Origin of the sequence: Prevotella sp. oral taxon 306 str. F0472, from assembly GCF_000257925.1 — a bacterium.
GTDB lineage: Bacteria > Bacteroidota > Bacteroidia > Bacteroidales > Bacteroidaceae > Prevotella > Prevotella vespertina.
Genome location: NZ_AJIN01000046.1, coordinates 1 through 6,060, shown reverse-complemented (window position 1 = coordinate 6,060; position 6,060 = coordinate 1). Strand labels below are relative to the sequence as shown.

The 6,060-nt window shown below is 48.1% G+C and carries 2 protein-coding genes; both read left to right on the top strand.

The genetic code is table 11. The features are described from left to right. Nucleotides 1-319, top strand: a 319-nt coding sequence (locus HMPREF9969_RS07035) for a topoisomerase C-terminal repeat-containing protein (RefSeq protein ID WP_036895418.1), incomplete at its 5' end; no start/stop codon positions are given. Nucleotides 320-411: 92 nt separating this feature from the next. Then, nucleotides 412-6,060: helicase-related protein (locus HMPREF9969_RS07030; protein ID WP_036895416.1), on the top strand; the 5,649-nt coding region annotated here is incomplete at its 3' end.

The following is a 6,060-nucleotide window of genomic DNA, read 5'->3' as shown; positions in this document are numbered from 1 at the left end:
ACTCCTCTCGCTTTCTTCAGAGCAGAAGTCCTATCCTGTCTACCGCTGCCCAAAATGCGGACAGCAGAGTGTCGGCATCTATGCCAAGGTAGCCAAATGCAGGCATGAAAGCTGTGGCTTTCACGTGTTTCGTGAAGTCTGCGGCATACATCTCTCTGAAGATAATATCCGTGACTTGATAGGCTCCGGTCGTACGCCTATCCTTAAAGGACTAACCAGCAAGGCAGGCAAGAAATTCAATGTCCGACTTGTTCTGGGCGAAGATTACATCACTTCCTTTGAGTTTGAGAACAAGAAAGGAAAACAAAGAGGGAGATAATCCCGACAGAAACAACGAGGAACAGATATAGGTTGGGAGATACAAGTATTGCCTCCCGACCTTTTTACCTCCACTTATTAAAAGAAAACACTATGGCATACAATAAGAAAGAAGTCCTGCAAGCCAACACGGAGGCTATCCGTGTCGTGCTGCGTTTGGAAAAAGAACGCCGTGAAGCCACCGAAGCTGAGAAAGGCATATTGCGCATCTATCAGGGCTTCGGTGGCTTGAAATGTGTACTCAACCGTACGGATAACCCCGATGACATACGCTATTGGAGCAAGTCAGAGCAGAATCTCTTTGAACCGACACAGCAGCTCAAACAGATGATTTATCGTGAATCCGTAGATGCCAATACCGCCAAACGGTACTGGGAGAGCATCAAGGCAAGCGTGCTAACCTCCTTCTATACCGATACCCGTATCGTGTCTGCTATATCGGACGCACTTGCCTCCACAAACCTGCAGATAAGACGATGTTTAGACCCTTCTATGGGTATGGGTGCCTTTGCCGAGACCTTTGCAAAGCAAGCGGGTGTTGTAGATGCAATGGAAAAGGACCTGCTCACTGCCCGTATCAGCCAAGCCCTGCACCCTTATGGCAAAGGCAACATTTTCGTTAGAAACGAGCCTTTTGAAGCTATTGGAGAACTGGAAGGCAAGGACAAATACGACCTTGTTACAAGCAACATTCCTTTCGGGGACTTCATGGTCTATGACCGAGAGTACAGTAGAGGTAAGGATACACTAAAGCGTGAGTCCACACGTGCCATTCACAATTACTTCTTCGTGAAAGGTCTATACTGCATCAAGGAAGGTGGCTTACTGGCATTCATCACCTCACAGGGTGTTTTGGACAGTCCCCGCAATGAAGCCATACGCCGTTACCTCATGCAGAACAGCCGCCTTATCTCCGCTCTCCGACTACCATCAAGTCTGTTTTCAGACAATGCAGGTACGGACGTAGGCAGTGACCTCATCGTCCTGCAGAAGCAGACGGGTAAAGAAATTGGCGAAGGAATTGAACAGCAGTTCGTAGAAACCGTTTCCGTTCCCAAGGAAGAAGGCTCTACTGTCGTCTTCAAGCATAACTCACTTTTTGTAGGAGATTGGAAAGACATATCTCATCGCACCATTGCCACAGAGCGCATAATGGGTACAGACCCTTATGGAAGACCTGCATGGGAGTATCGGTTCACGGGAGGGGTTGAGGAAATGGCAGAAAGTCTCCGAACACAACTCTCTCTTGAAATGGGACAACGTATCGACCGTAAACTATATGAAACAGGTATACCAATGACAGAGGCAGAGCGAGAGGCAGAAGCGGAGAAACAGCTTCGCAAGTTGGGTATTACCATAAGTCGGGAAGAAGAAACAGAGAAGACAAAGACTGAAGACAAGGGTATAAACGATGCCTATAACCTCATGCCCGACAGTATCAGGAAACAGTTACCTAAACTCTATTCGACAGAAAAGGAACTCATAGGCGATAAGGTTGCCTATGCACGCTATTTCTTCCCGATGGGAGCATACACAGCCTACCTTTTGGAATATGACCCTAAGAGCCGCATTGGTTTCGGTGCTGTCACGATGGGTTATGGCTGGGAGCTTGGCAATATGTCCCTCGATGAGATGGAAGGCGTAAAAGTAAGAGGACTGGGCATTGAACGTGACCTGTACTTCTCTCCTAAGAAATTGCACGAGATAGCCGAACTGGAAGAAATCGTCAGGGGACAATATACAAAAGAAAAAGTGGTGGCAGAGGAAATCAAGGAAGAAGTGGTAACAAAGGCAGAAGACACTGTTAAGGAGATTGTGAACGGTATTTCTGAAATCGAAACATCCAACGAGGAATTAGAAACTGAAACAGGAATTAATGTCGGGCAAGTCATAGAACCGGACGATTTTACCATTACCAAGGCACAGGCAAAAGAAAATACCGTTTCCAACAGAGAGACCACTCCATTGCAACCACCATCATCGGAGTCTGCACCACAGCAATCTGTGTCAGAGCAATCGTCCATAAACGTTGAACCTGCGCCCGAAGGCGTACCCGCCCTGACGCTTCATCGTCAATACGAGCAGGAACAACGGGAAATCCGTACGGATATTGAAGCTCCGAGAGAAATGAACGGGCAGACAATATTCTTTGACGACGATCATCATCCAGTGGTGGACAATAACATGGAAGACATCGGACAACCGGAGCAGCTGTCACTGTTTGCCCCGGAGGAATACAGCCTTTGGACAAGAGAAGTTACCCGTGTGAACCATGAAATCAAGGATAATTCAGGAACTTCACAGGTGCGCCATCCTATAACTCAAACTGCTCCCCAGAAATCATCGGACAGCAAGGTACAAAAGGCAGCAATCATTCCTCAACGCCGTACCCGTAGTAGTAGGAAAAAGGCTTCTTCCTCTTCACGTGAGCCGTCACTTTTCGACTTCATGAACGAAGCCGAGGAGCGCAAGCCAAAACCTATAGCGGAAGTCAGAAAGGAGTTTGACGCTTCCCCACGCCCTTTTCTCTCTTCGCCGGACTCTCACCTGAGAGACGGCTCCATCGTCGTGCAGAAGGGACAGATAGGCTTTCTTTCTGACTTAAAGCGACATCCAACCTTTAACCCGATGGACTTGCCGTATGCGCAGCTTTCACGTCTCAAAGCCTATATCGAGATACGGGAGTGCTATCACCGTCTCTATGACTACGAGGCAGAGAACCATGCAGAAGACAGGGAAGACCGCAGCAGGCTCAACCACCTGTATGATGATTATGTATCCTGTTGGGGCTACTTTAACCAAAAGGCGAACACCGACATCATCAAGATGGATGCTACAGGCGTGGAAATGCTGTTCTTGGAACGCTCTGAGAACGGCAGGTACGTCAAGGCGGATATCTTTGACCATCCTACGGCATTTTCCACCACCGAACTGTCCGTTGCCGCAGACCCGATGGAGGCACTGGGTGCATCGCTCAACAAGTACGGCACGGTGGAACTTGACTACATGAGTTCGCTTTTACCTGATATGGAAGAGAACGACATTATTTCTTCCTTGGAAGGTCGTATCTATTTCAATCCCGAAGAGAATGCCTACGAGGTAGCGGACAAGTTCATTTCGGGCAATGTAATAGAGAAGGCTGAGCGTATCGAGTCGTGGCTCTTGAATCATCCCAACCACGAAGAGGCAAAACAGAGCCTTGCTGCCTTGCGTGCAGCCACGCCAACACCCATTCCATTTGCAGACCTTGACTTTAATCTCGGTGAACGCTGGATACCTGCCAAAGTCTATGGCAGGTTCGCTTCGGAGTTCTTCGGGACGGACATTAGCGTGTCCTACCATTCCAATATGGACGAGTATTCCATTGTCTGCGACCGAAAGAATGCTAATATCTGGCACAAGTATGCCGTACAGGGCGAGTTCCGCCGCTATGACGGTATCAATCTCTTAAAGCATGCCCTACACAATACCATTCCCGACATCAACAAGAGCAAGGAGGTGACGGACAAGGTTACGGGAGAGACCAAAACTATCAAAGTAAGGGACGGACATGCCATCCAGATGGCAAATGCCAAGATTGAGGAAATCAGGCAGGGCTTTGTTGATTGGCTCGGACGCACACCTGACACGTTCAAGCAACAACTCTCTGACCGTTATAATCGTCTTTTCAATTGTTTTGTGCGACCCAACTTTGACGGCACGCACCAGACGTTTCCCGACCTTGACCTCAGACGATTGGGCATTGCCGACCTCTACAAAAGCCAGAAGGATGCCGTGTGGATGCTCAAAACCAACGGTGGCGGCATCTGCGACCACGAGGTGGGAGCGGGAAAGACACTCATCATGTGTACGGCTGCTTACGAGATGAAACGCTTGGGACTGGCAAACAAACCGATGATTATCGGGCTGAAAGCAAACGTCTTCGATATTGCCGATACCTTTAGGAAAGCTTATCCCAATGCTAAGGTACTCTATCCAGGCAAGAATGATTTCAACAAGCAGAACCGCCAACGTATCTTCAACGACATCAAGAACAACGACTGGGACTGTATTATCTTGACGCATGAACAGTTCGGCATGATACCGCAGGCCTTGGAGATACAGGAGGCTATTTTGCAAAAGGAACTGGACTCCGTGGAAGAAAATCTCGAAGTGTTGCGGCAACAAGGAAGAGACATCTCCCGTGGTATGCTCAAAGGCTTGGAGAAGCGCAAGCAGACACTTGAAGCCAAGTTACAGAACATACAGGATAGCATCGCTGAGCGCAAGGATGATTCCGTAGATTTCAAGATGATGGGTATTGACCATTTGTTCGTGGATGAGAGCCACCAATTCAAGAACCTAATGTTCAACACTCGCCATGACCGTGTGTCGGGCTTGGGCAATCCCGATGGCTCACAGCGTGCCTTAAACATGCTCTTTGCTATTCGTACCATACAAGAACGGTCCGGAAAGGACTTGGGAGCCACTTTCCTTTCGGGAACGACTATTTCCAATAGCTTAACGGAGTTGTATCTTCTGTTCAAGTATCTGCGTCCGCAAGCTTTGGAGAGGCAGGGTATCAACAGCTTTGACGCATGGGCAGCGGTCTTTGCCAAGAAATCAACTGACTACGAGTTCTCCATCACAAACGACATCATTCAGAAGGAACGTTTTAGGACGTTCATCAAGGTGCCGGAGCTGGCTGCGTTTTATGCGGAGATTTGCGATTTTCGCACTGCCAAAGACATCGGTATCGACCGCCCCGAGAAAAATGAGATACTGCATAACATACCTCCTACACCCGAGCAGGAAGTCTTTATCGGCAAGCTGATGGAGTTTGCTAAGAGTGGCGATGCCACAATCTTGGGACGAGCACCTCTGAGTGAGAGCGAGGAAAAGGCAAAGATGCTTATTGCAACAGACTACGCGCGCAAGATGAGCTTAGATTTACGCATGATTGATGAAAATGCTTACTCAGATCATATAGATAACAAGGCAAGTCACTGTGCCAAGATGCTCAATGACTATTACCAAAAGTACGATGCACAGAAAGGGACGCAGTTCGTTTTCTCTGATTTAGGTACTTATAAGCCCGGTGGAGACTTTAATGTCTATTCGGAAATCAAGCGTAAGCTGGTAGAAGACTATCATATCCCGTCCTACGAGATACGCTTTATTCAGGAATGTAAAAACGAGAAGGCAAAGAAAGCGATGGTAGATGCGATGAATCGTGGTGACATTCGCATTATCTTCGGTTCTACCTCTATGTTGGGAACAGGCGTAAACGCACAGCAGCGTGCCGTTGCGGTCCATCATTTGGACACGCCTTGGCGACCTTCGGACTTGGAGCAGCGCAACGGACGAGCTGTGCGCAAGGGAAACCTTATAGCTAAGGAATTTGCGAACAACAAGGTCGATGTGATTATCTATGCCGTGGAACGTTCCTTGGATAGCTACAAGTTTAACCTGCTGCATAATAAGCAGCTTTTCATCAATCAACTGAAGACGAACACGCTTGGCAGTCGTACCATCGATGAGGGTTCGATGGATGAGGACAGCGGCATGAACTTCTCAGAATACGTAGCAGTGCTTTCAGGTAATACTGACCTTTTAGAGAAAGCAAGATTGGATAAGAAGATTACCACCTTGGAATCAGAACGCAAGAACTTTCTCCGTGAGCGTGATGCCGCAACGGGCAAGTTGGCAGAGATTGAAAGTTCTGTATCCTTCCATACGGACAAAATTAAGGAGGCTAAGGCG